The sequence below is a fragment of the Thalassotalea loyana genome, assembly GCF_030161435.1.
In the GTDB taxonomy this organism is placed as follows: domain Bacteria; phylum Pseudomonadota; class Gammaproteobacteria; order Enterobacterales; family Alteromonadaceae; genus Thalassotalea_G; species Thalassotalea_G loyana.
On the sequence record NZ_BSSV01000003.1, the window covers coordinates 352,503 to 378,111 of the forward strand.

26 protein-coding genes and 4 tRNA genes are annotated in these 25,609 nt (G+C 40.4%); 17 read left to right on the plus strand and 13 right to left on the minus strand.

Going from position 1 to position 25,609, the window contains the following annotated elements; translation table 11 throughout:
- Nucleotides 1–8: 8 nt before the first annotated feature.
- Together QQK05_RS09305 and QQK05_RS09310 are read right to left on the minus strand one after the other, a co-directional pair.
- On the minus strand, nucleotides 9–1,082 hold the full coding sequence (locus tag QQK05_RS09305; protein ID WP_284297873.1) for an AI-2E family transporter: 1,074 nt from the start codon (nucleotides 1,080–1,082) through the stop codon (nucleotides 9–11).
- Between the two features lie 5 nt (nucleotides 1,083–1,087).
- The gene (locus QQK05_RS09310; protein WP_284297875.1) at nucleotides 1,088–1,309 is read right to left on the minus strand and encodes a sulfurtransferase TusA family protein; all 222 of its coding nucleotides are present in this window, start codon (nucleotides 1,307–1,309) and stop codon (nucleotides 1,088–1,090) included.
- Between the two features lie 113 nt (nucleotides 1,310–1,422).
- On the opposite strand from QQK05_RS09310, the gene QQK05_RS09315 reads away from it, so the two are divergent.
- From QQK05_RS09315 to arsJ, 10 genes are all read left to right on the plus strand, one after another.
- A complete protein-coding gene (locus tag QQK05_RS09315; RefSeq protein ID WP_284297877.1) occupies nucleotides 1,423–2,076 on the plus strand; it encodes a hypothetical protein in 654 nt (217 codons plus the stop codon).
- Nucleotides 2,076–3,536 carry a beta-barrel assembly-enhancing protease gene (gene bepA, locus QQK05_RS09320; RefSeq protein ID WP_284297879.1) on the plus strand — a complete coding sequence of 487 codons (1,461 nt, stop codon included), beginning with the start codon at nucleotides 2,076–2,078 and terminating at the stop codon, nucleotides 3,534–3,536. The genes QQK05_RS09315 and bepA overlap by 1 nt, the downstream gene beginning before the upstream one ends.
- A gap of 8 nt (nucleotides 3,537–3,544) precedes the next feature.
- Entirely contained in the window at nucleotides 3,545–3,886 is a 342-nt protein-coding gene (gene arsC, locus QQK05_RS09325; RefSeq protein WP_284297882.1) for an arsenate reductase (glutaredoxin), read from the plus strand.
- A gap of 1 nt (nucleotide 3,887) precedes the next feature.
- Nucleotides 3,888–4,292: a DUF2069 domain-containing protein gene (locus tag QQK05_RS09330; protein ID WP_284297883.1), complete on the plus strand. Its 405-nt coding sequence runs from the start codon at nucleotides 3,888–3,890 to the stop codon at nucleotides 4,290–4,292.
- Nucleotides 4,293–4,306: 14 nt separating this feature from the next.
- Nucleotides 4,307–6,244: a hypothetical protein gene (locus QQK05_RS09335; protein WP_284297885.1), complete on the plus strand. Its 1,938-nt coding sequence runs from the start codon at nucleotides 4,307–4,309 to the stop codon at nucleotides 6,242–6,244.
- Between the two features lie 90 nt (nucleotides 6,245–6,334).
- A complete protein-coding gene (locus QQK05_RS09340; RefSeq protein WP_284297887.1) occupies nucleotides 6,335–7,090 on the plus strand; it encodes a metalloregulator ArsR/SmtB family transcription factor in 756 nt (251 codons plus the stop codon).
- Nucleotides 7,091–7,103: 13 nt separating this feature from the next.
- The gene (arsB, locus tag QQK05_RS09345) at nucleotides 7,104–8,147 is read left to right on the plus strand and encodes an ACR3 family arsenite efflux transporter (protein ID WP_284297889.1); all 1,044 of its coding nucleotides are present in this window, start codon (nucleotides 7,104–7,106) and stop codon (nucleotides 8,145–8,147) included.
- A gap of 12 nt (nucleotides 8,148–8,159) precedes the next feature.
- Nucleotides 8,160–8,645: a phosphatase domain-containing protein gene (locus QQK05_RS09350; RefSeq protein ID WP_284297891.1), complete on the plus strand. Its 486-nt coding sequence runs from the start codon at nucleotides 8,160–8,162 to the stop codon at nucleotides 8,643–8,645.
- 19 nt (nucleotides 8,646–8,664) lie between these two features.
- Nucleotides 8,665–9,672, plus strand: a complete 1,008-nt coding sequence (locus QQK05_RS09355) for an ArsJ-associated glyceraldehyde-3-phosphate dehydrogenase (RefSeq protein WP_284297893.1) — start codon at nucleotides 8,665–8,667, stop codon at nucleotides 9,670–9,672.
- Nucleotides 9,673–9,693: 21 nt separating this feature from the next.
- Nucleotides 9,694–10,899, plus strand: coding sequence for an organoarsenical effux MFS transporter ArsJ (arsJ, locus tag QQK05_RS09360; protein ID WP_284297895.1), 1,206 nt, complete (start codon nucleotides 9,694–9,696; stop codon nucleotides 10,897–10,899).
- 52 nt (nucleotides 10,900–10,951) lie between these two features.
- Here the strand turns inward: arsJ and hda are convergent, their stop codons facing one another.
- Together hda and QQK05_RS09370 are read right to left on the minus strand one after the other, a co-directional pair.
- On the minus strand, nucleotides 10,952–11,656 hold the full coding sequence (hda, locus tag QQK05_RS09365; protein ID WP_284297898.1) for a DnaA inactivator Hda: 705 nt from the start codon (nucleotides 11,654–11,656) through the stop codon (nucleotides 10,952–10,954).
- A complete protein-coding gene (locus QQK05_RS09370) occupies nucleotides 11,656–12,774 on the minus strand; it encodes a DUF2066 domain-containing protein (protein ID WP_284297900.1) in 1,119 nt (372 codons plus the stop codon). Before QQK05_RS09370 ends, hda begins: the two co-directional genes overlap by 1 nt.
- Nucleotides 12,775–12,907: 133 nt before the next feature.
- Between QQK05_RS09370 and purM the strand changes: the two genes are divergently transcribed.
- From purM to QQK05_RS09385, 3 genes are read left to right on the plus strand one after another with little or no spacing between them, the layout of a single operon-like run.
- Complete coding sequence (gene purM, locus QQK05_RS09375) at nucleotides 12,908–13,954, plus strand: phosphoribosylformylglycinamidine cyclo-ligase (RefSeq protein WP_284297902.1); 1,047 nt, start codon at nucleotides 12,908–12,910, stop codon at nucleotides 13,952–13,954.
- A 4-nt stretch (nucleotides 13,955–13,958) separates the two neighbouring features.
- On the plus strand, nucleotides 13,959–14,600 hold the full coding sequence (gene purN, locus QQK05_RS09380) for a phosphoribosylglycinamide formyltransferase (protein ID WP_284297904.1): 642 nt from the start codon (nucleotides 13,959–13,961) through the stop codon (nucleotides 14,598–14,600).
- Between the two features lie 34 nt (nucleotides 14,601–14,634).
- Nucleotides 14,635–15,351 carry a DUF3108 domain-containing protein gene (locus QQK05_RS09385; protein WP_284297906.1) on the plus strand — a complete coding sequence of 239 codons (717 nt, stop codon included), beginning with the start codon at nucleotides 14,635–14,637 and terminating at the stop codon, nucleotides 15,349–15,351.
- A gap of 21 nt (nucleotides 15,352–15,372) precedes the next feature.
- Here QQK05_RS09385 and QQK05_RS09390 read toward each other — a convergent pair whose 3' ends face one another.
- Nucleotides 15,373–16,179: a class II glutamine amidotransferase gene (locus QQK05_RS09390; protein WP_284297908.1), complete on the minus strand. Its 807-nt coding sequence runs from the start codon at nucleotides 16,177–16,179 to the stop codon at nucleotides 15,373–15,375.
- 139 nt (nucleotides 16,180–16,318) lie between these two features.
- On the opposite strand from QQK05_RS09390, the gene fadE reads away from it, so the two are divergent.
- Together fadE and QQK05_RS09400 are read left to right on the plus strand one after the other, a co-directional pair.
- Entirely contained in the window at nucleotides 16,319–18,781 is a 2,463-nt protein-coding gene (gene fadE / locus QQK05_RS09395; RefSeq protein ID WP_284297910.1) for an acyl-CoA dehydrogenase FadE, read from the plus strand.
- A 230-nt stretch (nucleotides 18,782–19,011) separates the two neighbouring features.
- On the plus strand, nucleotides 19,012–19,902 hold the full coding sequence (locus QQK05_RS09400; RefSeq protein WP_284297912.1) for an acyltransferase: 891 nt from the start codon (nucleotides 19,012–19,014) through the stop codon (nucleotides 19,900–19,902).
- Nucleotides 19,903–20,156: 254 nt separating this feature from the next.
- Here the strand turns inward: QQK05_RS09400 and QQK05_RS09405 are convergent.
- The 6 genes from QQK05_RS09405 to dnaQ all read right to left on the minus strand — a co-directional run bounded on the left by QQK05_RS09405 (nucleotide 20,157) and on the right by dnaQ (nucleotide 22,772).
- A tRNA-Asp gene (locus tag QQK05_RS09405) sits at nucleotides 20,157–20,233 on the minus strand.
- Between the two features lie 28 nt (nucleotides 20,234–20,261).
- A tRNA-Asp gene (locus tag QQK05_RS09410) sits at nucleotides 20,262–20,338 on the minus strand.
- 33 nt (nucleotides 20,339–20,371) lie between these two features.
- Nucleotides 20,372–20,448: transfer RNA gene (locus QQK05_RS09415), tRNA-Asp, on the minus strand.
- Nucleotides 20,449–20,475: 27 nt separating this feature from the next.
- Nucleotides 20,476–20,552 (minus strand) — tRNA-Asp (locus QQK05_RS09420).
- Nucleotides 20,553–20,895: 343 nt separating this feature from the next.
- Complete coding sequence (locus tag QQK05_RS09425) at nucleotides 20,896–22,059, minus strand: TIGR03503 family protein (RefSeq protein WP_284297914.1); 1,164 nt, start codon at nucleotides 22,057–22,059, stop codon at nucleotides 20,896–20,898.
- Complete coding sequence (gene dnaQ / locus QQK05_RS09430) at nucleotides 22,038–22,772, minus strand: DNA polymerase III subunit epsilon (RefSeq protein WP_284297916.1); 735 nt, start codon at nucleotides 22,770–22,772, stop codon at nucleotides 22,038–22,040. Before dnaQ ends, QQK05_RS09425 begins: the two co-directional genes overlap by 22 nt.
- Before the next feature lie 108 nt (nucleotides 22,773–22,880).
- On the opposite strand from dnaQ, the gene rnhA reads away from it, so the two are divergent.
- Together rnhA and QQK05_RS09440 are read left to right on the plus strand one after the other, a co-directional pair.
- On the plus strand, nucleotides 22,881–23,342 hold the full coding sequence (rnhA, locus tag QQK05_RS09435; protein ID WP_284297918.1) for a ribonuclease HI: 462 nt from the start codon (nucleotides 22,881–22,883) through the stop codon (nucleotides 23,340–23,342).
- Nucleotides 23,343–23,433: 91 nt separating this feature from the next.
- Nucleotides 23,434–24,294 (plus strand): MBL fold metallo-hydrolase, encoded by an 861-nt coding sequence (locus QQK05_RS09440; protein ID WP_284297920.1) that lies wholly within the window; start codon nucleotides 23,434–23,436, stop codon nucleotides 24,292–24,294.
- 31 nt (nucleotides 24,295–24,325) lie between these two features.
- Here QQK05_RS09440 and QQK05_RS09445 read toward each other — a convergent pair whose 3' ends face one another.
- Together QQK05_RS09445 and QQK05_RS09450 are read right to left on the minus strand one after the other, a co-directional pair.
- Nucleotides 24,326–24,847 carry a DUF2919 family protein gene (locus tag QQK05_RS09445; protein ID WP_284297922.1) on the minus strand — a complete coding sequence of 174 codons (522 nt, stop codon included), beginning with the start codon at nucleotides 24,845–24,847 and terminating at the stop codon, nucleotides 24,326–24,328.
- A 17-nt stretch (nucleotides 24,848–24,864) separates the two neighbouring features.
- Nucleotides 24,865–25,587 (minus strand): DUF599 domain-containing protein, encoded by a 723-nt coding sequence (locus QQK05_RS09450; RefSeq protein ID WP_284297924.1) that lies wholly within the window; start codon nucleotides 25,585–25,587, stop codon nucleotides 24,865–24,867.
- Nucleotides 25,588–25,609 lie beyond the last annotated feature (22 nt).

Below are 25,609 nucleotides of genomic sequence, written 5' to 3' on the forward strand. Positions count from 1 at the left end.
AATATGACTTAGCCTTCAGCCTGAGGCTCTTCAACGACTTGTGAAGACCACGCATTGATGACAGCCTTAACTAAGGTTGCTAATGGTATCGCGAAAAATACTCCCCAAAAGCCCCAAAGTCCGCCAAAAAATATGACTGCAATAATAATAGTAACAGGATGCAGGTTGACCGCCTCAGAAAACAAAAGTGGCACAAGTAAATTGCCATCTAACGCTTGAATGATGCCATATGCCAGCATCACGTAGCCAAATTGCGGTGATACGCCGAACTGAAATAACGCAACAAGCATCACAGGTATCGTTACAATTGTTGCACCAACGTAAGGTACCAGTACTGATAAACCAACTAACACCCCTAATAATACTGAATATCGTAAATCCAGAAACAAGAAAGCTAAGGTAGACGCAGCACCGATAATAATAATTTCAATAATTTTACCACGCACATAATTCAGAATTTGTTGGTTCATTTCATCACCAACCTGTGAAGCAAGACGACGCTCTTTCGGTAAAAATCGAGTAACTTGCGCTATCAACGCCTTTTTATCTTTTAAGAAGAAAAACACCATTAAAGGTACAAGAATCAAATAAATCAGCAAGGCCACGATATTTGATAAAGAGTTTAGCGAAGCCTCAAGAATCAGCTCTCCCCAGCCTAACACTTTTTGTTTGGTTAAATTAATCAACGTTTGCAGTTGGTCAACATTGATTAATTCTGGGTATTTCTCAGGTAGCGTAAATAAATATTCTTGGCCGATTGAAATCATGTGTGGCGCTTCTTCAATCAGATTTGCACCTTGTTGCCAAACAATTGGCATTAACCCCAAAATGCCAAGCATAGAAATACCAACGAATAACGAAACAATAATGGTTGTTGATAAACTGCGCCCCATGCCGAATTTAACAAGTCGATTAACCGGCTTATCTAGTAAAAATGCAATTGCCAACGAGACAAACACTGGCATTAGAATATTATTGAAAAAGTAAAACAGTACGAACACTGTCATTAGGATTACTATCAACGCAACTGCGTTAGGATCTGAGAACTTCTGTTTGTACCAATTGGTAAGCATTTTAACCATTTAAGTTAGCCTGTAATAATGTCAATTTGGGTAATGGCAGCATTAATTTGCTTGAGATTAAATTGAAATCCTTGCTCACTGAGCAATTTAGGAATATCTTTTATCGAACCTTTGTCGGATATTTGAATCATACAAGTATCGTGCGGTTGCATTTTTTTTAAAATAACACGCAATTTCACTAAAGGTAGTGGGCATTTTTCTTTAGTGGCATCGTATTCAAAGTGCATAAAATTATCTTAACAATCCCTTTTGTTTGATTATCTAATTTGCGACAATTGATTACAATGAATAGTTCACGATTATCGGTTATTTTTTTGATTTTAGGAGCCTTTTCTTTGTTATGCAAAGTTTACCAGAATACCCCAACTTAAAAGAAATCAATGCGTACAAACGCAAACTAAATTGGGGTGAGGTACCTGCGATTTATCATATGGTAGCAAGTTCAGTTGGTGAAGTTGACGGCATTCTATCTCACGGCTTTGATAGTGCTTATAAACACATCCTGAATAAAACGACATGGAACCTAAATCTGTTAGGCGGCGAACGATTACCTACAGGTGAAATCGTTGTTAAGCACAAACCACAAATAGCGCTTCGTCATACCTATAACCAAATGGGTTATGAATTACACTGTTACCCGATTGCGTTAAACGAAAAGGTAAATAGAACATTAATTAAAAGCCCACATTGCCCCTTTAAAGAATGGCATCCGGAAACCATGCGCATGTTGTTTAGGATAAATAGCCTACCCTCTTTTTTATTCTTTGCTCATGAAAATGGTGATGAGGCCGACGTTGCGCTCATCAAATATTCATATTTAACCGTGGCTCGTCTTATAAAAATATTAGAAGAGCAGTTTGATATCATAGAAATTCGTGGTTATAGCATCGCTGAGTTCTATAAAGAGGTTGAATATAGAATAAGAAACAGCTCTGGATACAATGAAGTTACCTCTGGCTTGATTGAAAGCCCCGACGAATCACCGGACTTTTAATGAATAAATTAAAACTTGTTGCCCTTTCAGCCTTATGTGGCTTAGGTTTAGCGGCGACTAGCAGCGCATTTGCGAATAAACAAAGTGACAAAAACGCATTACCTGAGATCGGTTCTGCGGGCACAAGTGTTTTGTCTATCGAGAAAGAGAGACAAATAGGCCTAGCGCTAATGAAACAATTACGTGCTAGCCAACCGCTTATTCAAGATCCTGTTCTCATTGAGTACATTAATGACCTTGGAAATAGGATGGTTCGATATGCAAATGATGTTAACTATCCTTTTGAATTTTTCATTGTTAACAATAATGAACTAAATGCCTTTGCATTTTTTGGTGGCCACATTGGTATCCACAGTGGGTTGATTACGACCGCAGATACAGAAAGTGAATTAGCGTCAGTTGTTGCCCATGAAATTTCCCACGTCACACAACGCCATCTTGCACGTCGATTAGAAGAGCAATCTCGCACTCAATCACTCTCTGTTGCAGGTATGATTACTGGCGTGTTATTGACCCTTATCAATCCTCAGGTTGGCATGGCTGCATTATCAACATCAATGGCAGCTACCCAGCAAGCTTCGATAAACTATACACGTGGTAACGAAAAAGAAGCAGACCGTGTCGGCATTGCGTTGTTGGCTTATAGTGGCTTTGATCCTTATGGTGCTCCTAGCTTTTTTGGTAAAATGTCTGAGCAGTTTCGATATAAAAGTAAACCACCTGCAATGTTGCTTACTCACCCTTTACCCGATTCACGTATCTCAGATGCGCGACTAAGAGCACAGCAATATCCTCGCGTTCAATTACCGCCATCATTACCTTTTGAATTAACCAAGGCACGTATTCAAGCGCGCTATCAAAAAGATGATGAACACAACATTAATCATTTTCAGAATCAGATAGATAAGAAACGCTACCGCCTTCTCGAAGCGGCTCAATATGGCTTAGCATTGAGTTACTATGAAGCTAAGCAGTATGACCTGGCGAAAAACCAACTTGAGGCTTTGTATCAAAAAGACGAGCACAACCTATTTTATATAGATGCATTAAGCGATACCTATATCAGTTTAAAAGAGTTCGATACTGCATTAAAAATGCTAGAAAAAGCTGACAAGTTTATGCCTAATAACCAGGTCGTTAGTCTAAACTATGCGAACGTTTTACAAGAAGCAGACAAACTTGACGAAGCAGAGCAATTGTTAAAAGACTTCCTAATTGTTAGCGCAGATAACTTTATCGCGTATGATCTGCTAACCACCGTTTATCGTAAACAAGATGACAGAGGCAATATGCACGCAACGCAAGCAGAAGTGTACGCTTTACTTGGTGGATACTCACGGGCTGTTGACGAATTACAAACCGCATATAACTTTTTTGACGATAACCCCTTGGTTCAAAAACGTATCAGAGCTAGAATTTTGCAATTCCAAAATGAAGAAAACAAACTAAAACGTTTATAGAGAGAGTTATGTTAACGATTTATCACAACCCAAGGTGTTCTAAAAGCCGTCAAACATTACAGTTAATTGAAGAAAAAAATGCTGATGTTACTGTGGTTGAATATTTAAAAACGCCTTTAACCAAAGAGCAAATAACCGTTCTTCAAGAACAACTTGGTGTTAATGTCATTGAAATGATGCGAACAAAAGAGACAGAATTTAAAGAGCAAGGTTTAAAAGGTGCGGATGACAACACGTTGCTAGACGCTATGGTGAATACACCAAAACTTATTGAACGACCTATTGTCTCAGATGGTGCAAAGGCGATTATTGGTCGTCCACCTGAAAACGTTTTAACACTTCTTAAGTAAAATGGCTAAGCAACAGAAATACAATACATCAACCTATCGAAAAATAGCATTAATCGGCTATTTTTCGTTGTTGATTTATATGCCGCTTTGGTTGATTTTCTTAACGCCAGAGCCGTCGCTTTCACCGACGTTAACCTTAGTGATGTTCACGCTACCATTGTTATTTCCTTTGCGCGGTATTGTTAAAGGTAACCCTTATACATACGCATGGTCTAACTTCGTTGTAATGATTTACTTCTTACACAGTTTAACTAGCTTGTGGGTTTCACAAGACGAGCGATTATATGCCGCTATCGAATTAATATTTGCCAGTTTAATGTTTTATGGTGGAACATATTACGCGAAATATAGAGGCCAAGAACTCGGTCTAAGTATCAGAGAGAAAAAAGCCGATAAAGCAAAATAAATAGAGAGGAAACTATGAAAAGCTCACTCACACCGGTATTAGGTTTATATAGTGCTCTAACATTGAGCGCTTGTGGTGGTGGAGGCTCTAGTGACTCAACGACACCAGCACCAACGCCATTGCCTCCTGCTGACTTAATCACTGAAGTAAGTAGACTAGATGAGTCAATAAATCAAAACCAAAGTGTTGAGCTTTTCTTATTATCGCCGTCCTCTGCGAATACTATTTCCAATATACAATGGCAACAAACGGCTGGCCCTGATGTTGCTATTTTATCACCTACAGCAAAAACAATTTCAGTATTGCCCACGACTTCGGGCAGCTATACATTCGACGTTAGCTTCACGCAACAAGGACAAACACAAACACTTTCAACGACGTTTGATGTAATGAGCCAAGACGCAATAGTCAGCATCCACTCTGGTCACACTGTCGTCGAGGGGAATAAAGTTTCACTGCGAGCAATATTTGCTGATAGTGTGAGCGAAAGTAACTTGAATTGGCAGCAAGTGCAGGGGCCAACAGTTACCCTTGAAGAAGGTGATACGCCAACCAATTCTGTAATTTATTTCGATGCACCGCAAGTATCTCAAGACACATTGATCAGTTTTGAGTTAACGGACAGTATTTCTGGTGAACAAGACGTTGTCGCTGTGCTTGTAGAAAACAAACCCGCGATAGAAGAAAATGCGTATTTTGATGAGCCAGTTGCTACGGTATTCCCATACGTAAGTAACTCTCCTTATGCCGGTAGCATCGTAGAGTGTGTTTATTCAAATGCACTAACAAGCTCATGCACCCTTGGTACATTGCCACTAATAGCACAGGACACTACGTCACCAAGTGTTGAAGACATTATGGATAGAGTTGTTGTTTCTCACCAATGGATGGGAGATCGTTTTCGTAGCTTCTTAGAAAACCATGATCCACACAATGACTTCAAAAACCTTTTACGCGCAACAACAGCCGTTGTCTTATCCTATGATGTTAGACCTTCATTCTACTGGGCCGCAACTGGCGCGATTTACTTAGATCCAGAAACGTTATGGCAAACATCATTAGAAAGAGACACGATTAACGAAGCACCGGATTATCGTTCATCATTTGGTAATGACCTGCAATTTATCATGCCTTGGCGATACGTAAACGGCAATAGTTATGCTTATGTGAGGCAATCACGTGCAAATCGAGATGACCGTGATATCGAAGACAACTTGCATCGCCTGACATCCCTACTCTATCACGAGCTAGCTCACGCTAATGATTTTTTCCCACCAGCAGAATGGCAAAGCCACGCATCTAGTTCACGTATATTAGACGCGGCGCAAGCAACGAACTGGGAATCAGACAAACTCGATGCCACTTATCCACTAAATAGCCAAACTATGCGTAACTTAGCGCAAGTGAGTTTTAGAGGAAACAATGCAACATCGGTTCAACAAGGGTACACACCAAATGATGTAAGTAGTTTCTTTAGTGCAGATGACGCTAGCGACTACTATGCCTATTCAACTACCCGTGAAGATTTAGCCATGCTTTTTGAAGAGCTAATGATGCAAAGTCGTTATGGTATTAGGCGCGATGTTGCGGTGACAAATCGCCCACAAGGTGAGAATATTTCCATAACAGATTATATCGTTGCTTGGGGACAGAGAGGACGAATTGCAGAGCAGAGCGTTGCGGTGCGGGCTGACTATGTAACGACACGAATCCTGCCTGAATTTAATTCTTCAGCCGCTATCGATGCACTCCCTTCTCCTATTCCGATGGCCGTGGGGAATGATTGGCTAGAAAACTTAACCATCTCTCCTTCACCAACGCCACAGTTTAGTTTCGGGAAAGAGCGACGTGAAGTTTACATTCCTCAAGGTGCCGTTGAAAATACTGCCATATGGGTTCAAACCCTTACCAAAAAAATAAGAAATAAGCTCGCTATGCGAGCTTTTTTTTGAATCTCACATAATCACTATATAATATATTTGTTATATACGAATTTTGTTATATAATATCGCTCAACTTGTTTATCTCTATTTGAGCGTTAAATGAAAATTCTTTTTTTATGCACGGAAAACTCTGCTCGGTCGCTTATGGCCGAAGCATTGCTGAAGCACCATGCGCCAGAATCTGTTGAAGTTTATAGTGCTGGTACTCACCCAACCACGCCAAGTCCGATTGGATTATCCTTGCTAAAGAGCATTAATGTAGAAAACGACTTTCTACACTCAAAGTCACTTGAAGAGTTAAGCGACCTAGACTTTGATATGGTCATTACGTTATGTGAGAACGCCGCGGCCGAGTGTCAGCAAATGAGCGATGGACTTAATTATCAGCACTGGGCAATTCCTGATCCCAAAGTTAGTAATACAGAAGAATCATTTGCTCAGGCACTACATCAAATCAATCATAAAATTGAGTCTCTACTGAGCAGCTTGACGGATTATAAAAAAGCAATGTTAGCACCCGTCCAATTTTATAAATGCTTAGCTGATGATATTCGATTGCAATCTCTACTTTTGATCTTACGAGAAGGTGAATTGTGTGTTTGCGAACTGATGACAGCTTTGAACCAAGATAGTCAACCTAAGGTATCTCGGCATTTAGCCCAATTAAAAAAGCAAGGATTATTAGTTGATCGAAAGCAACAACAATGGGTTTTTTATCGTATCAACGCAACATTACCTTCATGGATGAAATCAATACTAACAAATACATTAGTCAACGAACCTAACGTTATCCATGACAGTGTATTAAGACTTGAAACCATGGGCGACCGTCCATCTCGACAGAAAGCCTGTTAATGAGGTAAACATCATGGGTATTTTTGAAAGATATTTATCAATTTGGGTTGCCATCACCATTATTGCAGGCGTTAGTTTAGGTCATTTAACCCCACAAATTTTTGAGGTTATCGCTAGCCTAGAGTATGCGAAGGTTAATCTCGTTATTGCATTATTAATCTGGATTATGATCTATCCGATGATGATTCAAATTGATTTTTCTTCCCTTAAAGAAGTAGGCAAAAATCCTAAAGGTTTAGTACTGACTATTATCGTGAATTGGTTAGTAAAGCCTTTTACAATGGCACTACTTGGCTGGTTATTCTTTGAAGGATTATTTGCCGACTTAGTCGATCCAAATACAGCCCAGGAGTATATCGCAGGTATGATTCTGCTTGGCGTAGCACCTTGCACAGCAATGGTTTTTATTTGGTCACAACTCGTAAAAGGTGACGCTAATTACACCCTTGTCCAAGTTTCTGTCAACGATCTTATTATGATATTTGCATTTGCGCCAATTGCTGGGTTTCTTTTGGGAGTAAGTGATATTACAGTCCCTTGGGAAACATTATTGTTCTCAGTAATCTTGTATGTAGTGCTCCCACTAATTGCCGGTGTGTTAACACAAAAAGCATTGAGCAACGGTGAAAAACAAAGCAATAAAATCGAGGCGTTACTATCAAGGCTCAAACCTTTTTCAATGATTGGACTGCTCGCAACTATAGTGATTTTGTTTGGTCTTCAAGCTGAAACTATTTTAGCCAACCCCGAAGCAATCGTGCTTATTGCCGTTCCGCTGTTAATCCAAACCTATGGCATTTTCTTCATTGCCTACTTTGTCGCATTAAAAATCAAACTACGTTTCGCTACCGCCGCGCCTGCATGCATGATAGCAACATCAAATTTTTTCGAACTAGCCGTAGCAGTGGCCATTTCATTATTCGGCCTGCATTCGGGAGCAGCACTCGCGACGGTTGTAGGTGTATTAGTTGAAGTTCCAGTGATGCTATCACTCGTTGCATTTGCTAATAAAACAAAACATTGGTTTGAACCGACGGTTCAACAACATCAAGCCTAAGGATTAACATTTATGTCTCACCCTTTCGATATTTTGCCACTAGAAAACGGCGCTAAGGTTATCTTTACGCCTTGTCCAGGAACAAAAGGCGCATCACTAGAGGCGTCAGTAATGACACTAAAAGATGCTCATGCCACGTCAATCGTTTCCGCTATGTTTGACGAAGAAATGCAAAACCTTAATGCAGAAGCATTGCCACAGGTTTGCCAAGATAATGAAATATCATGGTATCAATTGCCTCTTGGCGATGACATGGGGCCTGACGAGCGTTTTTTTCAAGCCTGGCAACTTCATAAAGACTCGTTAATTTCGCGTCTGAGAAACCAAGAAATATTGGCTGTGCATTGTAAAGGCGGTTCAGGTAGAACAGGGTTACTCATCTCATTGCTTCTTATTGAATTGGGCTACAGTAAGCCTGAAGTGAAGTCACTTGTTCAATCGATGCGACCGCACGCACTCACTAAGCCAGAGCAACTTAACTTTTTTGAAAACTATTAAATTTGATTAGGAAATAATTATGACGATTAAAGTCGGTATTAATGGCTTCGGCCGTATGGGGCGCTTAGCACTTCGCGCTGCTTTTGATTGGCCTGAAATGGAGTTTGTTCACATTAACGACCCTGCAGGTAACGCTCAAACATTAGCACATTTACTTCAATATGATTCGGTCCATGGGACGTGGAATAAAGAGGTAAACGGTGACGAGGACCATATCACGATTGCTGGTAACAAAATCACCTGTAGTCAAAATACGACAATTGGTGAAACTGATTGGTCAGGTTGTGATTTAGTCATTGAAGCGTCTGGCGTAATGAAGTCGAAAGCTAAGCTGCAAGCATACTTAGACCAAGGCGTTAAGCGAGTCGTTGTCACTGCACCAGTAAAAGAGGACGGTGTTTTGAATATAGTAATGGGCGTCAATGACAATCTATATGATAAAGACAAATACCCTATTGTTACGGCGGCCTCATGCACGACCAACTGTTTAGCCCCTGTAGTCAAAGTATTGCAGGACAATATTGGCATTAAACACGGTAGCATGACCACTATACATGATATTACCAATACTCAAACCATATTAGATGCGCCTCATAAAGATTTAAGAAGAGCACGAGCGTGTGGTATGAGCTTGATCCCCACCACAACAGGTTCAGCAACAGCCATTACCCATATATTCCCGGAGCTAAAAGGTAAACTTAATGGTCACGCCGTTAGAGTGCCACTTGCAAATGCTTCAATAACAGACTGTGTGTTTGAACTTAATCGACCGACAACGGAAGCAGAAATTAACGCCATGATGGAAAAGGCAGCAAATTCAGAACTAAAAGGTATTTTGGGATATGAAGAGAAACCGTTAGTTTCCATTGATTATAAAACTGACCCACGTTCAACTATTGTCGATGCGTTATCAACGATGGTAGTTAATGAAACACAAGTCAAAATGTACCTTTGGTACGACAACGAATGGGGCTATGCAAACCGTACAGCAGAGCTTGCGTTAAAAGTTGGATTAGCCGACAAATAGTGGATAAATGAAGTAAAACACATGGCAACCTTATCAAGCGAAATCAAGCAATACCTGATTGTTACAGGTAACTATTGGGCGTTTACTTTGACAGACGGCGCTCTTCGTATGCTGGTAGTACTATTCTTCCATCAACTGGGCTACTCTCCATTAGAAGTTGCCATGCTGTTTCTGTTTTATGAACTATTTGGTGTATTTACCAACTTATTTGGTGGTTATTTGGGCGCTAAATTGGGTTTGAATAAAACCATGAATATAGGGCTCGGGTTACAAATCATCGCATTGGCAATGCTCGCAATGCCCACAGGCTATCTATCATTGGCATATGTTATGCTCGCACAAGCGCTTTCGGGTATTGCCAAAGACCTAAATAAGATGAGTGCCAAAAGCTCAATTAAAATGCTGGTCGCTCAAGGACAAGAAGGTACTTTATTCAAATGGGTAGCAATTCTTACCGGTTCTAAGAATGCACTAAAAGGTGTCGGCTTTTTCTTAGGCGGTTTGTTATTGAGTTTATTCACCTTCCAGGGCGCAATGATCATCATGGCAATTGCCCTATTCTTCGTTTGGCTATTTAGTATATTTGCACTCAAGCAAGATTTAGGCAAAGCCAAGAACAAGCCTAAGTTCAATGAGATTTTCTCTAAAAGCAAAGCGATAAACGTGCTGTCAGCAGCAAGAATGTTTTTGTTTGGTGCTCGTGATGTATGGTTTGTCGTCGCGCTACCGGTATTTTTATCTCAAGCCTTTAATTGGGATCATTACTATGTTGGTGGCTTTCTCGCGCTGTGGATCATTGGCTATGGCATCGTCCAATCTTTTGCACCAAAGCTTATTAACCGTAAAGGCCATCAAGCACAACCTCGCGACGCTGCTTTTTGGGCTTTTTGCTTGGCTATCGTACCTGCAGGAATAGCAGCTAGTATTTATGTTGAGCTGGCAATGCCCACAGCGCTATTAGTTGGTTTGCTCATCTTTGGTGTACTCTTTGCGATTAACTCCTCGCTACATAGTTACTTAATTGTGAGCTTAGCTGACGCTGACGGCGTGTCACTGGACGTTGGCTTTTATTATATGGCTAACGCAATGGGTAGGTTAATCGGTACAGTACTATCTGGTTGGGTATTTCAAAGTTATGGTCTTATCGCCTGTTTAATTATCTCGACAGTTTTTATCGCATTAGCTGGGATAATATCGATAGCACTCCCGAGCAAAGCCGCACAGTAACAAAGTGAAGCAATCGTAATTTTTGGAGAATTAAAGAAGTTCTGCTCTAGCGTTAAAGTAGGACTTCTTTAATAAATGGAATCGTAATTTTTCGCTTATCGCGAATTGATGCCCTGTCTAGTTCATCTAAACTTGACACTAAACTTTTCATATCGCGCTCGACGCGATTAAAAAGAAATTTAGCAACATCTAAATGTAGGATTAACCCGCGTTGGTGCGCACGCAATTGGATAGCACTAACCTTGTCGTCATCTGAAAGCGGCTTAACTGACTCAACATAACCCCAGCCCAGTCTTGAAACCAAATCAGGAAGTGTTATGCCCAATTGTTTTACCGACTGCTGGCCACAAACAATTAACTTGTGTTGCTGCTCAATAACTCGATTATATAAATCGAAAACAGCCTGTTCCCAAGCTTTTTTACCTGAAATCAAATCAATATCATCAAGACAAATCACGTGGTAGAACTCTAAGCCATCTAAGACCTCAGGGCTAAAGTTCATTAATTCATTAAATGACATACAAATTGATGACTGACCTTTAGACTCAGCAAAAGCGCAACTTGCATGCAGTAGGTGTGATTTTCCGACAGAATGATTACCAAACAAATACATAGCTTGTGTCTGATACTCGCTATCACCATTGATAAACGATTGCAGCTCGTTTACAACACTTTCATTTTCACCGACCTGGAAACTTTCGAAAGTTTCGTCATCAGGTAGCTGAACCGATAATGTAAGTTGTGAACGCTGTTTCATTATTCCTGCCAATAGAATACTGGTGTTGCTTGCTCATCTATTTGAGCTAACGGATCAATTATTTGCTTCAATTCGTCTACTAACTCAATAGATGCCATAAATGCTTGTCTTGAACCCAGTAAGGAAACATCAAATCGACGCACACTTCCTTGGGCATAACGCAATTTTACGTCACTTACCGCCGAAAAGTCTGCTAAAAATTGTGAAACCGCAACGTAAGTGCTCATAGAATCGACATTTGCTACTTCTATCGTAACAATATTCTGTGTGTTCATGCTTAAAGCATATTGCTGGTGTATGTGCTGACTAATTGCTGTTAGTGCTTCTTCAACCAACAGTTCAGGGTTACTCCCTTGAATTCGAGAACCAAATTGTTGATAGTCTTCAACAATACTCCAGTCGAGTGCATATAATGATTGTTGGCAAGGTAGTTCGCAGTTTTGAGATTCAGATATGCCGGCTTCAACCAAGGTGTTATCAGAGATACGAATAATAACGGAAGCTTCAGCAAGATAGCGTTCAGAGGCTACTTTGACAGGTTCTTCAAATCGTCCCCAAATATCAGAGACTTGCACACGGCTAATATCTTCAAGGTCCATTAAAGGTAAGACCATAGGCACAGCGCGCTGCTCAGAAAAGGCTTTAACTTTTTGGGCAAGAACATTGTCACTTGAATGATTAATGATGTTTCTCGCAAGTCCATGTTCTTCAACAAGCCATACTGTCAGTAATGGGCGAATATTACCCAAAATAGGTAGTTGCGCATCGTAAAACAACTGATTAACTTTATTTTCGTCAAATTCGGCAACAAGCAATGTTTGCTGATCAACTCGATCGTAATAAAACTGAGCGACATAGCGAGACGGACTTTTCAACGCGGTGCTTATTTGAGGGTTACTAGCAAAATCATTGTTACCACCTACTTTCAACATCACCTGCTCAAGTGCTTGTTGCAAACCAGTGTCACGATCGGCTCTACTTTGCCCTTGAACTTCTATTTTTCCGGTGTAAAGCTCGGTAACTTCTACCGCTTTAACTGAAAAGCAGAAACAATTAATTAATAAAATTATTGTTAAAACCAGTGACTTTGCCATGTTATCAATACGAATAGGTTGCATAATCAGGATCTTAACACACAATTAGGCAGTTTTTTTAGTATAAAAAAATAATTTACCTTTATGTTTCAACCGAGCCTTTGCGCTGATAGAATATGCGCCACTAACGACAGAGAGTAACAATTAGAGGTTCCACGTGAGTGATCAGAAGCAGTCGCTAAGTTATAAAGATGCAGGTGTAGACATTGATGCAGGTAATGCACTTGTAGAGAATATTAAAGGTGCGGTAAAGCGCACTACTCGTCCTGAAGTTATGGGTGGTTTAGGTGGTTTTGGTTCAGTTTGCCAATTGCCAACAAACTACAAAGAACCCGTACTAGTAGCTGGCACCGACGGTGTTGGTACAAAACTTCGCTTAGCAATTGATCTTAAAAAGCATGACACAGTCGGTATCGACCTTGTTGCTATGTGTGTTAACGACTTAATCGTACAAGGTGCTGAGCCATTATTTTTCCTAGATTACTATGCAACAGCAAAACTAGACGTTGATGTAGCGTCTGATGTTGTATCAGGTATTGCAGATGGTTGTGTTCTGTCAGGTTGTGCTTTAGTAGGCGGTGAAACTGCTGAAATGCCTGGTATGTACCATGCTGGCGATTATGATATTGCTGGTTTCTGTGTCGGCGTTGCTGAAAAGTCACGTTTATTGGATGGCAGCTCAGTGAAAGCGGGCGATCAACTAATCGCATTAGGTTCTTCAGGTCCTCACTCAAATGGTTACTCGCTAATTCGCAAAGTTTTAGAAGTAAATAACACGGACACAAGTGAAGATTTAAATGGCAAACCTTTAAGCGAGCATTTGTTAGCACCAACTAAAATCTACGTAAAGTCTATTTTAGCCCTATTAAAAGAAGTTGATGTAAGTGCATTGTCACACATTACTGGTGGTGGTTTCTGGGAAAATATCCCTCGCGTATTGCCTGAATCAGCGCAAGCAGTAATTAAAGGTGACTCATGGCAATGGCCAGAAATTTTCAACTGGTTACAAGACAAAGGTAACATTACTACCCACGAAATGTACCGTACCTTTAACTGTGGTGTTGGTATGATTATCGCAGTTCCTGCAGATAAAGTAGAAGAAAGCTTATCTATTCTTACTGAGCACGGCGAAAATGCATGGCACATTGGCGAGATTGCAGATAAAGCTGATGGTGAAGAGCAAGTAGTTATTAACCAAGGTTAATACAATGAAGCCAAATATTGTTGTTCTAATATCAGGCAGCGGCTCAAATTTGCAGGCGATCATCGACGCCTGCAAATCAGACCAAATTGACGCCACCATTTCTGGCGTTATCTCAAATAAAGCTGACGCTTACGGACTTACTCGTGCATCAGATGCAGGAATCGCAAATCAAGTATTGAGTCACAAAGACTATGATACCCGAGAAGCTTACGATCTTGCATTAATTGACGCCATTGATGCTTATAAACCAGACGTAATTGTACTCGCTGGTTTTATGCGCATATTGACACCAGCCTTCGTCGATAAATTTTCTGGAAAATTATTGAACATTCATCCATCTTTGTTGCCTAAGTATCAAGGATTGCACACACACCAGCGTGCAATTGATGCAGGTGACACTGAACATGGTGTTAGTGTTCACTTTGTAACAGAAGAATTAGACGGTGGTCCTGTCATCTTGCAAGCCAAAGTACCTGTTTTCCCTGAAGACAGTGCAGATGACTTAGCAATGCGTGTGCATGAACAAGAACACCGTATTTATCCATTAGTCGTAAAATGGTTTTGCCAAGGCCGTTTAAAAATGGTAGAAAACCATGCGCTTCTCGATAATCAGGTTTTGCCGGCATCGGGGTACGCAAACGAATAATAATTAAAATAGTCAATATTTAAGGTGGTAATAGATGGTCAAGTTTGTAGCCCTGTTAACTTCATTAGCTGTATCAATCACAGCGTACGCTAACACAGAGGTTGTCCCTATTGCCCCCTTCAAAGCCCAATATAATATTCTTCACAAAGGCGATCCCGTCGGAAAAGGCTACCGAGAACTAAGCTACCAAGACGATGGTAGTGTCAAATATAGTTATCAAACTAACCTCAAATGGATGATCTTTACAGATAAGCGTAAAGAGACTTCTATCGTCAATGTCGCAGACAACAAAGTTCAGCTTAACGAATATAACTTTGAACGCAGTGGAACAGGTAGAGATAAAAAGTACCGTTGGCAGTATTTTCCTGAGGAAAATAAGGCACTAAACCTAGTTAAAGATAAGCAGTTAACCGTAGATTTTAGCGAAGGTGTTCAGGATAAACTGAGTTACCATCTGCAACAACGTTTAGCGTTTATTGAGAACCCAAAGCAAGATGCGTTTGATTATGACGTGATTAGCACCTCAGGTAAGATTAAAAACTATCGCTATGAGTTTGTCGGTGAAGAGGAACTTATGTTGCCATACGGGCTAATAAAAGCGTTAAAATATAAGCGTGAGGTCGCAGAAAAAGATCGAGTAACTTATGCTTGGTTTGCGCCAGAATTAGACTATTTGCTTGTTCGTCTGTATCAAATAAAAGAAGGTGTGGATCAATTTGAAGCACAATTAGATAAACTAGACGTTAAATAACTATAAATGATGAGAGCCTAACTACAGGTTAGGCTCAACTTCTTCTTGGCCTTGTTCCACCAACTCTCCTTGATGAAATACAATCCATTGACCGGCGTTAAATTTGTGCCAAGATTCATCATCCGTTAAAGGTTGCGTCGCAATCACTGTTACAACATCATTTTCTGTTGTTTCCTGTTGAAAATCCACGACCACTTCAGCATCTATCAAACTTGCCTTACCAAACGGCGCTCGCCTTGTAATGTAGTGCAAATTATTCGCACAATATGAAAATAGATAGTCACCGTCACTAAGCAGCAAATTAAACACACCAAGCCGATTAATCTGACTTGCAAGTTTACCGATAAAAGGTGCTAAATCTTTCAAGCAAAGCGGTTTACCATCAAGTTTTTGTTTTTCTTCTAACTGATCTAGCAACCAACAATACGCATGTTCACTATCCGTTGTTCCGACCGGCCAGTTATATTTTAACGGCAGTTTGTCTTTAAATTCTGCTAGTTGGCCATTATGTGCATAGGTCCAGTTTTTACCTGAGATAGGTCTAATGAACGGGTGGGTGTTTTCAAGACATACGGCACCTGAATTTGCTTGTCGAATATGGCATATCACGAGCTCACTTTTAATCGGATACTCAGTAACAAGTTTAGCAATAGGTGAATTTGCGCTAGGTAACGGGTCTTTGAAACTGCGACACCCCTTACCCTCATAAAACGTAACGCCCCAACCATCTTTATGAGGGCCGGTGTTACCTCCACGCTGCATCAAGCCACTAAAACTAAAACAGATATCGGTTGGCACATTGGCGCTCATTGCGAGCAATTCACACATTTTTTCTACTCTTTTTTTACTGCTGTTTCAGCGCATTGTAATAAATATTTATTAACAACCCAAAAATATGTTTGAAATTGTTACGATTTAGTTATAACCTTTAGTGGTCAGACCTCTTATTTGTAAATAAGGAAAACAAGTGGAAACATTAATTTGGATTTTAAGCGCAATCGCGCTATCAGGTTTTATGGCCTACTCCAGAGCCAAGCTCTCTACGTTTACCCTACTTTTTACCGTGTTAATGGTAATTGGTAGTTTTTATCAAGTAGTTTCATGGATTGGTTGGATTATCTTTGGTGCAATTGCTGTACCTCTGAACATGACCAACATTCGTCAACAATATATCTCTAAGCCATTACTGAAAGCTTTCCAAAGCATCATGCCAGAAATGTCACGTACCGAAAAAGAAGCAATCGATGCTGGTACAACATGGTTTGAAGCTGATCTTTTCCGTGGTGCGCCAGACTGGCAAAAACTTCACAACTACCCTGCTCCACGTTTAAGTGCTGAAGAACAGGCCTTCTTAGATGGACCTGTTGAAGAAGTATGTCGTATGGTTGATGACTGGGATACGACGCACACTCGTGCTGACCTAGCACCAGAAATCTGGCAGTACCTAAAAGATAATAAATTCTTTGCCATGATTATCAAAAAGCAATACGGCGGTCTAGAATTTAGTGCATATGCACAATCTCGTGTATTACAAAAGCTAACAGGCGCAAGTTCAGTATTAGCAAGTACTGTTGGTGTTCCGAACTCTTTAGGCCCAGGTGAGCTTTTACAGCACTATGGTACAAAAGAACAACAAGATTATTATTTACCGCGTTTAGCACGTGGTGAAGAAATCCCATGTTTTGCTTTAACTAGCCCAGAAGCGGGTTCAGACGCAGGCTCAATTCCTGATTTCGGTATCGTTTGCAAAGGCGAATTCGAAGGCAAAGAAGTATTAGGTATGCGTTTAACGTGGGACAAGCGTTACATTACACTTGCTCCAGTAGCAACCGTTCTTGGTTTAGCATTTAAATTACAAGATCCAGACGGTTTATTAGGCGAAGAAAAAGATTTAGGCATTACATGTGCTCTTATTCCAACTGACCTTGAAGGTGTAGATGTTGGTCGTCGTCATTTCCCGTTAAATGTACCGTTCCAAAATGGTCCAACAAAAGGTAAGGATATTTTTGTACCTTTAGACTTTATCATTGGTGGTCCAGAAATGGCTGGTCAAGGCTGGCGTATGCTTGTTGAGTGTTTATCTGTGGGTCGTGCAATTACACTTCCTTCTAACTCAGCAGGTGGTGTTAAGTCTATTGCATTAGCAACAGGTGCTTACAGCCGCATTCGTCGTCAGTTCAAACTTCCAATTGGTAAAATGGAAGGTGTTGAAGAAGCATTAGCACGCATTGGTGGTAACGCTTACCTAATGGACGCAGTAACCACGTTATCGACAGGTGCAATCGATCTAGGTGAGAAGCCATCAGTAATCTCAGCGATTGCAAAATACCACTTAACCGAAAAGATGCGTGATTCTATTTCAGACTCAATGGATGTGCACGGTGGTAAAGGTATCTGTATGGGTCCTAACAACTACCTAGCTCGTGGTTACCAGGGTGCTCCAGTTGCCATTACGGTAGAAGGTGCAAACATTTTAACGCGTAGCATGATCATCTATGGTCAAGGTGCAATCCGTTGTCATCCATATGTACTTGCTGAACTTGAAGCTGCGGGTAACAAGGACTTCGGTCAAGCATTGCGTGATTTCGACCATGCATTATTTGGTCACATCGGTTTTGCAATGAGCAATGTATTCCGTAGCATTTGGTTCTCAGTATCAGGTAGCCGTTTAGTGTCAACGCCATACAGCGACGTGACCAAACGTTACTACCAGTTATTAACACGCTATAGCACAAACTTAGCAATGTTGTCTGATATTGCGATGTTAACGCTTGGCGGAGACTTAAAACGTCGTGAGCGTATATCAGCACGTTTAGGTGATGTATTAAGTCACTTATACATGGCGTCGGCAACGTTAAAACGTTTTAATGACGAAGGTCGCTTAGCTGAAGATGCACCATTGATGCAGTGGGCTGTTGAAGATAGCTTATACAAGATCCAAGTTGCGATTGATGAGTTAATCTCTAACTTCCCTAACAAGCTGGTTGGTGGCTTCTTACGCATGACTATCTTACCATTTGGCGCAAGCTTAACGCGTCCATCTGACAAATTAGATCACAAAGTAGCTCGTATCTTACAAACACCAAGTGCTACTCGTGACCGCATTGGTCAAGGCCAATACTTGACGCGAGAAAAAGAAAACTCAATTGGTATGTTAGAGCAAACATTAGAAGATATTTTGGCGTGTGAACCAATATTCGATAAAGTTTGTCGTGCAATCGGTGAAAAACTACCGTTCTTCCGCTTAGACCTAGTCGCTGATAAAGGCCTAGCAGCTAATGCGATAACAGAAGTTGAAGCAGAGTTGTTACGTAAGACTGAAGTCGCACGTAAAGCCGCAATTGACGTTGATGACTTTGACCCAATTGACTTACCTGCTGACAAATCTCTGTATGAAGAGCAAGTAAAGCAAACAACTAACGCAGCTTAATCGTTAGATCATAAAAATCACTAAGCCCGAATAGACAAACTATTCGGGCTTTTTTCTTTCATGTACTCCGTGCAAATAACTGTCTACAGCAGACATAATTTTTGGTCAGAATAACCTTATAAAGTTTGAGTGAACACGTGTAACAAACAAAGCAATACCCATTTATAGATAAAGTCGCTAGAATGTTGTCAATAATTCACAACATATGGAAATTGCTAGGTTAGTTGTACATGTTTTCGTTTTTACCCCGTTTTATTTGCTTCCCTTTCACTTTTACTCTTTTTTGCTTAAACCTAGCATTTTGCGGCTTTCTTGTATTTTTGGGTGGTTTTTTAAAATTTATTATTCCCCTTAAAGCATTTCATCGAGTGCTATATAAGCCAATGCATTTCTTTTATCGTCTATGGTCGCTAAACAATTACTTAATTATCAGGTTGTTTAATAACGTTGAATGGCGCGTTGTGGGGGATCAAGATTTAAATAAAAAATCATGGTATTTGTTAATTGCTAACCACCAGAGCTGGCTAGATATCTTTGTTATCGCTCACTTTGCTCGTACTCGAATTCCTGAACCAAAGTTTTTTCTTAAAGAATCCTTACGCTATATTCCATTCTTAGGTATGGCTTGTTGGGCTCTCGACATGCCTTTTATGCGCAGATACAAGAAATCTTTTATTGCAAAGAACCCACATTTAAAAGGTAAAGATATCGAGACAACCAAAGCCTCTTGTCAGCAGTTTAAAAACAAACCGACCACTATCGTAAACTTTGTCGAAGGCACTCGTTTTACAGAAGAAAAACATCATCGCCAGGGAAGTCGGTTTGACCATTTACTTACCCCAAAAGCAGGTGGAATCGCTTTTACACTGGCCGCTATGGGTGAACAGTTTGATAAGGTATTGAATATCACACTAGCCTACCCTGATAATCGTGGTCATATAATGATGGACATGTTATGTGGTGATTTAAAAACGATTATTGTCTATGTGGACACATTAGAAGTTAACGACAACGTTGTAGGCGACTATTACAATGACAAGAGTTATCGTGTCCGTTTCCAACGCTGGTTAAACGAGACGTGGTCAACAAAAGATAAGCTGTTGGCTAAGTACCTTACTTAAACTCCCCAAAGCCCCTACTGCGTCTTATAAGAAACAGGATTAATAAAAGGTTAACATTGCGATGTTAGCCTTTTTTTCTTGTCTAACAACGCCTGCAATTCGTGCAGAAGAAATGAATGCTCAACACAACAAAACAAGTGGATCGTTATAGCGTCGAAAGAAAGCTGAGTATAAAAATAAGGATGAAATTTCATTCATTGATTGAAATGAAAAGTTTTAAGAGAAGTGACAAGGATAATCAAGATAAACAATCGTGGCGGAGTGGACGGGACTCGAACCCGCGACCCCCGGCGTGACAGGCCGGTATTCTAACCAACTGAACTACCACTCCGCAGCAAATTGTTTATTGAGGATGTACGTGGCGGAGTGGACGGGACTCGAACCCGCGACCCCCGGCGTGACAGGCCGGTATTCTAACCAACTGAACTACCACTCCGCAGTATACATATCAATAATTTCGCTATATCGTTGGCGGAGTGGACGGGACTCGAACCCGCGACCCCCGGCGTGACAGGCCGGTATTCTAACCAACTGAACTACCACTCCACTAGGATATAGCTATCAAGATTTAATTGGCGGAGTGGACGGGACTCGAACCCGCGACCCCCGGCGTGACAGGCCGGTATTCTAACCAACTGAACTACCACTCCGCGTTAAATCTTGTTTCAACGGCAACCCGTTGAAAGCGAGGAGGATAATACGGTTATGATGCCCCCCCGTCAACACTTTTTTTTACTTTATTTTCCAGTTGGACAATTGCTAACCAAAAAGCAGAAATAAACAGCAATATCCTAGCAAATCGTCACTAATCGTCCGCAAATCAGGTTTTTATTTCGACCTCAGAAGCATTTTCGCTGTTCTTCTTTTTACGCCACCAAACAAACAATGCAATAAGTGCAATTATTACTACAACAGCATTACCTGCAATAATAATGATCATCTGCATTTTTTCTTGTGCTTCTTGTTCAGCTTTAATTTGGGCAATTTGTGCTGCTAGCTCTGCTTCGCTAATTCAGCTCGGCGTTGTTCTTCCGCTAACGCTAAGCTGTCTTGGCTATCAGTCCCTAAGTTAGATACATCAGGTAATAATGCATTTTCTGTATGTTGAACATTGAAACTATATTCTGGCATTACTAACCTGAATTCACGGCCATTATTTGTTTCACCAAATGCGCTTACTTTAACTCGATGCACGCCTGATTCAGTGAATGGCACTTCTGCTGTGCGACGTTTACCACTGCCTTCCAATACTGAGAATGGAACCGCTTGTTTATCCGGGTAAGTAATTTTTCCTTGAAACACCAGACTATCAGGTTTTACAAATTCATCAGAAATATCAAAATGAAGCTTATGAGGTGTCCCTTCTCCTGATGATGAATCAACCACAGTAGTTATAGGACTACGCTGCAGGATAACCGGCTTTTGTTGCAACTCTCTTGCTGCCATAGGCAAAAACAACTTATAAACAGGTACCCACTCACCAGGTGCGATCGTTAATTCAAATTCTCCGGTAAAGATACTATCTTTTGCATACTCATCTAATTCTCGACCATCATCTCTAAACGTTGTCAGTCGTTCTAAATCGGCGCCAAAATTATCGTAATCTTGATTATTGGTACTAAAAAAATCAACATCAATAGAGACAACATCACTAAAGTTTGGTGTGTCAATCGCAAATTCACCGTTAAAAAGCCTCGCCGTTACCTTAACCGTCTCACCTGCAAGCAAAATATCGGGCAATTGTTCGACTTCAATTCTGACATCGGAAACCACCATTATCTGGCTTTTTGGCTCGATATTGCCAAGTGCTTGCCACGGACCTGGCATTGGCTCCTTTATTTTTATCATGTCGAACGTTCGATCATCGTACCATTCAACTTTTTCTTTATCGTGGGTCTCTACTTTTATTTTTGTACCATCTGGTTGAACAAGAATAATAGGTGCAGAGCCATGCGTTCGATAAAACAATAACGTGATTTCTTCTATATTAGCGTCAATGCGAAAACGGTTATCAAAATAAGGTATCTGATTAGTAACATTATCGACCTGGTAAAAATCAATTTTGTCGGTAGGCTCTTGCGCACTGATAGTAAAAGCCGCTAAAGCACTTAATAAAAAACTAGAACACGTTTTTTTTATTGTTCTCTTTTGCGCCATATAGGCTCACTCCCTTTGTCTGCAACAATGTCTAATCGTGTTTGATGCTCTGTCAGTTCATCGGCAGTTGCACGAACAACCTTTAATGCTTTTCTATCGTGAGGTAAACGAATAATGGCATTTTTGTCACCTGACTGTTCAGAACCCGCACTCAAATTCAACGTCTCTTGACGTCGAGTCATTTCGATATAAACGAAAGCTAGTAGCTGCGCATCAATTAAAGCGCCGTGATAGGTACGGTCAATTAAGCCATCAACACGATAATGTTTTGCCAAAAAATCTAAGGTTTTAGGTGAGCCAAACTCGTCTTTTGACGTCATCAAGGTATCGGTAACCTTACAAATGTCCGCTGTATTCGGTAACCCTCTACCCACCATGTTAAATTCATGGTCCATAAAGCCAACGTCGAATTTGGCGTTATGAATAACGAGCTCAGCACCTTTTATAAAGTCGATAAACCCCTGAGCAACCTCAGCAAATAATGGTTTGTCCGCTAAAAACTCATTTGTTAATCCGTGAACATCAATAACCTCTTGTTCCATCTCAAATTGAGGATTGATATATACATGGTAATTTCGACCTGTTAATTGGCGGTTGATCATTTCAACGCAGCCAATTTCAACAATTCGATGCCCTTCTCTTGGATTAATACCCGTTGTTTCCGTATCTAGAATAACGAGTCGTTCTTGTTGTAATTCTGTTGGGTGTCCCACAAAGTATTCTCTTTACCTATGATATTGATTCCATTATACGGACAGATTTGAATAAATAAAAAGTTTCGGATAATCATGTTAATATGAAAGAAAAAATAGAGACGATTAATGAAAGAAGTAAGTATATTCACCGATGGCTCATGTTTGGGTAATCCAGGCCCAGGCGGTTATGGTGCAGTACTCGTGTACAAAGGACATCAAAAAGAGCTTTCGCAAGGCTACAAGCTAACGACAAACAATAGAATGGAGATGTTAGCGACCGTAAAAGCATTGGCTTCATTAACAGAGCCGTGCAACGTTACACTGACGACTGACAGCCAATATGTAAAACAAGGGATTACGTCTTGGATTAGTAAATGGCAAAAGAACAACTGGAAAACGGCAGCTAAACAACCCGTCAAGAATGTCGACCTATGGAAAGCACTTCACGAGCAAACAAATCGCCATGAAGTTAATTGGCAATGGGTTAAGGGCCACTCTGGACACCCTGAAAATGAGCGTTGTGACGATTTAGCACGTAACGCAGCAATGGCGTCAGATTTACTAGAAGATGAAGGTTACCAAGGCTAAGTTATTCATTAATTAATTTAGCATTGGCAAAGCCACTTAACTGGTTTAATATTCCCAAAAGAAATAATTTATCACTTTTGGGAATATATAAATGCATCATCCCATTATCAAAGCATTTTTTCATCAAGACTCGTCAACACTTACCTATGTTGTTCACTGCCAGCAAACAAAAACGTGTTGCGTTATTGACCCACCACTTGATTACGATATTTTCTCTGGCGATGTTTCAGCAGCATGCCTAACACCGATTGAAGATTATATTCACCAGAAAGAGCTAACGGTTGAATGGCTTTTAGAAACGCATGCACACGCCGATCATGTAACAGGAAATAAGGAACTTAAAGATCGCTTGGGTGGGAAAATCGCTGTAGGTACAGGCATTAGGGATGTGCAAAAGAGTGTTCAACAAATGTTGCAGCTTGACGAGGACACATTAACAACGCACGTCTTCGATTGTCTGTTAGAAGACGGTCAGATTTTAGCATTAGGAGAACTCGCAATTCATGTATTAGCCACACCAGGCCATACGCCCGACAGTTTAACATTTGTCATTGGTGATCATGCCTTTATTGGCGATACATTATTCATGCCCGACTCTGGCTCTGCTCGTTGCGACTTCCCTAACGGCAGTGCAGCACAACTTTATCAATCTATCCAAAAAATCTACCAACTAGGTGACCATACTAGGCTGTATATGTGTCATGACTACCAACCAAATGGCCGAGAGCTTGCGTATATCACCACGGTTGCGGAGCAAAAGGCAAATAACGTACAAATTAATAGCCAAGTAAGCCAAGAAGAATATGTTTCAGTTAGAGAAACACGTGACAATAAGTTAGCTATCCCTCGCCTTCTTTATCCTGCATTACAAGTGAATATTCGAGGCGGTCGACTGCCTAATGCAGATAATAATGGTCAAGCATTCATTCGTATGCCCATGCAATTTGTATAGTTCAATAATGTAAATGAAGAAAGCCACACCATTATGGATGTGGCTTTCTTCTTGTTGTTGGCTTCTTGTATTCAGGAAGTGGCTCAGGAAATTCAGTCAGATTAATGCTTAATCGTTCGCTCCTTATACTTTTATAAATAAGGAACAGTGAAAACAACGACTGGCCAATCAACCAATTAATTGATGTTAAATCCCAGTAGAAATAGGCAATAACATTAACAATTGCATCGAATATTAACGCTATTACCATCAATAACCTGAAATTAGGCCATAGCTTTTTAACCCAATCACTAGCTGTTGGACGCCTCAAACTCACCAATAGAAGCAACAGTAGTCCTAAAACGCCTGAAACCAAGTTCAGATAGAAAACTTGCTTTTCCGGGTAAGCTAAAGAAATAAAACTCGTTCTGTCTTGAAAGTTTGCAAGCGAAATTAACCAAACAACATACGCCCTCATCACAAATAAGATGACAACGTAACTAATTTTGGAGAGCTTCAAGCAATCATATTTATCAAAATCATTAACACTATAGTTGGCGAACTGCTGACTCATACCAAAACTATTCCTAATTATTTAGAAGGAGAAATATCACGTTCTTGATTTAAAATCGCTTGCCCTTCCGTTATTGCACGAACAGCTTTTGATTTAAATTCACGTATAAATAATGTAAACACAACAAACGCACTGGCTAACATAAACAATATCGGGTGATAAAACCAAGATAATGCCGCCAATGAGAAGTAATAAGCACGAAGACCATAATTATATGAATGCGCAGCTTGGTCTTGAACGACAGCCATTTGACGAGCATAACGCTTCAAATTCTCATTGTTTCTTTGTTCATCAACAGGCATTGCACCAACCATCACGTTTAGAAAACCATATTGACGCATTGACCAGGTAAAGTTAAAAAACGCTAAAACAAAAATAAACACCAATAAACTAATTTTTATTTGAATTTTCCCTTCGCTTGCAACCGCAGCATAAGGTAACGAATTGATAACCGTCGTCACATGATCAACTTGCGCAAATAACGCCAATAAACCCGCTAGCACCAGTAACGTGCTCGAAGCAAAAAACGCAATGTTGCGCTCTAGGTTTGCTAACAATGCAGCGTCCGACACTCTTATCTCATGACCAATTAATTCATGCATCCAGTGTATTCGGTGTTGATGAAGGCATCTTGCAATACAATCAGTTGTTTTCGCTTTTTTTCGAGCAAAAGTGGTGTAGCCGTACCAACAGCTGACAAAAAATACAGCTGCTATCATATCAATCACAGATAACATCATGGGTGTTTATTGGTCTCATTTA

Coding starts and splice junctions, on each gene's coding strand:
- arsC (WP_284297882.1), top strand. CDS start 3,545: ATGTTAACGATTTATCACAACCCAAGGTGTTCTAAAAGCCGTCAAACA.
- QQK05_RS09355 (WP_284297893.1), top strand. CDS start 8,665: ATGACGATTAAAGTCGGTATTAATGGCTTCGGCCGTATGGGGCGCTTA.
- QQK05_RS09310 (WP_284297875.1), bottom strand. CDS start 1,309: ATGCACTTTGAATACGATGCCACTAAAGAAAAATGCCCACTACCTTTA.
- rnhA (WP_284297918.1), top strand. CDS start 22,881: ATGAAAGAAGTAAGTATATTCACCGATGGCTCATGTTTGGGTAATCCA.
- QQK05_RS09385 (WP_284297906.1), top strand. CDS start 14,635: ATGGTCAAGTTTGTAGCCCTGTTAACTTCATTAGCTGTATCAATCACA.
- QQK05_RS09390 (WP_284297908.1), bottom strand. CDS start 16,179: ATGTGTGAATTGCTCGCAATGAGCGCCAATGTGCCAACCGATATCTGT.
- QQK05_RS09425 (WP_284297914.1), bottom strand. CDS start 22,059: ATGGCGCAAAAGAGAACAATAAAAAAAACGTGTTCTAGTTTTTTATTA.
- QQK05_RS09340 (WP_284297887.1), top strand. CDS start 6,335: ATGAAAATTCTTTTTTTATGCACGGAAAACTCTGCTCGGTCGCTTATG.
- QQK05_RS09370 (WP_284297900.1), bottom strand. CDS start 12,774: ATGCAACCTATTCGTATTGATAACATGGCAAAGTCACTGGTTTTAACA.
- QQK05_RS09335 (WP_284297885.1), top strand. CDS start 4,307: ATGAAAAGCTCACTCACACCGGTATTAGGTTTATATAGTGCTCTAACA.
- purN (WP_284297904.1), top strand. CDS start 13,959: ATGAAGCCAAATATTGTTGTTCTAATATCAGGCAGCGGCTCAAATTTG.
- bepA (WP_284297879.1), top strand. CDS start 2,076: ATGAATAAATTAAAACTTGTTGCCCTTTCAGCCTTATGTGGCTTAGGT.
- QQK05_RS09330 (WP_284297883.1), top strand. CDS start 3,888: ATGGCTAAGCAACAGAAATACAATACATCAACCTATCGAAAAATAGCA.
- QQK05_RS09440 (WP_284297920.1), top strand. CDS start 23,434: ATGCATCATCCCATTATCAAAGCATTTTTTCATCAAGACTCGTCAACA.
- QQK05_RS09350 (WP_284297891.1), top strand. CDS start 8,160: ATGTCTCACCCTTTCGATATTTTGCCACTAGAAAACGGCGCTAAGGTT.
- arsB (WP_284297889.1), top strand. CDS start 7,104: ATGGGTATTTTTGAAAGATATTTATCAATTTGGGTTGCCATCACCATT.
- QQK05_RS09305 (WP_284297873.1), bottom strand. CDS start 1,082: ATGGTTAAAATGCTTACCAATTGGTACAAACAGAAGTTCTCAGATCCT.
- QQK05_RS09400 (WP_284297912.1), top strand. CDS start 19,012: ATGTTTTCGTTTTTACCCCGTTTTATTTGCTTCCCTTTCACTTTTACT.
- QQK05_RS09315 (WP_284297877.1), top strand. CDS start 1,423: ATGCAAAGTTTACCAGAATACCCCAACTTAAAAGAAATCAATGCGTAC.
- arsJ (WP_284297895.1), top strand. CDS start 9,694: ATGGCAACCTTATCAAGCGAAATCAAGCAATACCTGATTGTTACAGGT.
- QQK05_RS09445 (WP_284297922.1), bottom strand. CDS start 24,847: ATGAGTCAGCAGTTCGCCAACTATAGTGTTAATGATTTTGATAAATAT.
- QQK05_RS09450 (WP_284297924.1), bottom strand. CDS start 25,587: ATGATGTTATCTGTGATTGATATGATAGCAGCTGTATTTTTTGTCAGC.
- hda (WP_284297898.1), bottom strand. CDS start 11,656: ATGAAACAGCGTTCACAACTTACATTATCGGTTCAGCTACCTGATGAC.